General features: G+C 37.5%; 1 protein-coding gene. It reads right to left on the reverse strand.

What is annotated here, in order from left to right; translation table 11 throughout:
* Positions 1 to 349 precede the first annotated feature (349 nt).
* Complete coding sequence (locus O9332_RS24860; protein ID WP_002761324.1) at positions 350 to 1,942, reverse strand: hypothetical protein; 1,593 nt, start codon at positions 1,940 to 1,942, stop codon at positions 350 to 352.
* Positions 1,943 to 2,321: the final 379 nt, after the last annotated feature.

Genomic DNA, 2,321 nt, shown 5'->3' on the forward strand with positions numbered 1-2,321 from the left:
CTAAATCCTTATCTGGCAAGAGACTTAATTGATTAGTTCGCTCTAGATAAAAACAATTGACAAAAATCGCTAAATGCCTTTCTCTATAAGGGTTCCATCCCTTATAACCCCCGTCCATTGCATAACACAAACCGAAGAGCCCAAGATTACCTAATCAATGATCACTAAGTAGGTAGGCGTTAAAAATTATCAGATGCCCCCCTTATCAAGGGGAGATCCCCCCGCCTATCGGCACCCCCCTTATCAAGGGGAGATCCCCCCGCCTATCGGCACCCCCCTTATCAAGGGGGGCAGGGGGGATCGAACCTAAAATCCATTTTTAATTTAATTATAACCAGCTACTTAATTTTTAGGGAAGACGACGAGGATTCATGGTTTCTCCTGGGGTAATTTCTGCACTTTTAGAGTGGAGTAAGCGAGTTTGTTCGAGGATAGTTTCTAAGTCTTCATCTGAGAATTCTTGTACATAGTTTAATTTGACTTCTTCCAGGAAGATAATTAATAACATCTCGATTCTTTCTAGACTGTGACGGGATTGTAATTCCCCGGCGAGAGATTGCCCGAAACGCTGGACTAATTGCTGAACTAAACGCTCAAAAACTTCGTCTTCCTGGGTAATCTTTTCAGCTATATTAACAAAGGATTGATACAATTGACTAGATAAGCGATTGCTCAAGTCAGTTTTTAACCCTTTCATGCCGGGTAATCGCAATAAGCTCTGATAAGCGGGAGTTTGACTGAGAATTTTCTCGATATTGTATTTAATTAAAGCTTCTGCTTCTGGTTTAACTTGCGGTAAAACCTTGTCAACGGTGCTATTAACTACTAACCGAAAAATTTCAATAACTTCATTAGTATCATTGAGATTATTATAGCCACCATTAAGGGATCGATTGAGAAAATTTTTCACTTGTCCCCGTCGAATATATTCCTGAATTTTATTAATTATTCTCAGGACAATTATCTCAGTAATATCTTTAGAAATTAGCGCAACTAAGCCTTTAATTGCCTGTTCTTTAATCAACCTTAAGTTAATAATTTTAACTTGATCTAGGCGAATAACGGTAGGAATAAATCGCAACCATCTCCAGATAGGAATAAACAGAAAAATATCGTACCATCGCCATAACATAGCCTCGCGCCAACGCAGGCCTTTATGAGTGCGAGCAATCCACCAAGTTCTCAGCATAAATTCCCAGAAAAAGATGGTACCAAATAAAAAATCGATCGCCTCAAAGTTATCTATCGGTCTCCCATCTTCTCCCAGGGGACGAAAATAATTAGTTTCTATTAAAGGTTGAATTTCTTGATTAAAAAACTTCAACTCTTTTTCCCAGCCATTTTGAATGAGATAATCCCAAGTCCAAAACTTCTGAAAGGCTGCTTTTGCGGAAACATTTTCTGTTTTAAAAACCCGCAAGCGCATTTTATTTTTAATCTTCTCTAAAGTCCCAGTTTTCTCCGCCAAGGCAAAGGGATTATTATCAATCATATTGACACTTTTTTGGCGCAAATTGTCTAAAATTTTCTCGATATCTTGGCGATATTCTTGCAGATTAAACTCTGGGTTAAAGAGCTTTTGATTAATTAGTTGATTAAGTTTATTAACCGTCTCTAAATATTCACTGGTACTGCGATAGGGTTTAATTCCTTTCACCACATCATACTTAGCGATTCCTTTAACAAAGGGAATTTCTAGGGGTTTATCGGGAGGTATTTGTAATTCTTGAAAGGAAATCAGCCCGAGTTTTATTGGTTCATTAAATCTTAATAAGGTTATTTGCAAGCGTCCCTGTAACCAAAAATCTCGCAGGGGAATATAGGTTAAATCGAAAATAACCAGAATATAATTACATAACACCAATAGGGCCATGCAAGTCTCAAAGAGATTGCGCGGGGAAAAACGACGGTTTCTGCTCACGGGGTTTTTAGTCAAAGTCATTAGCCTAGAAAGCACACTTTGACCATGGTAAACCGAAACGCCTAATTTTTGGGACCCAAAGCGATAGAAGTAGTGAAAAAAGAGCGGTTAAACTTGGTTCTGCCTCAGTAATTAATAGATGTAGTCTTCTATTCTGTGATAGCATCCTAGCAGATTCAGTTAAGTAGTTAAGTAGCTGGTTATAATTAAATTAAAAATGGATTTTAGGTTCGATCCCCCCTGCCCCTAGTGCTGTTTCATTTAAATTAAGTATAGCTGATTTTGAGTCAATAAATTTGACCGAAGATTCTCAAGTTTATCTTGTTCTAACCAAAAGAGTTAGTCACAATAACTAATCTTTAATCCTCTGCCAAATTTATTATGAATAAATTGATAAAGC

The sequence above is a fragment of the Microcystis sp. LE19-10.1B genome, from assembly GCF_027530565.1.
Taxonomy (GTDB): Bacteria; Cyanobacteriota; Cyanobacteriia; order Cyanobacteriales; family Microcystaceae; genus Microcystis; species Microcystis aeruginosa.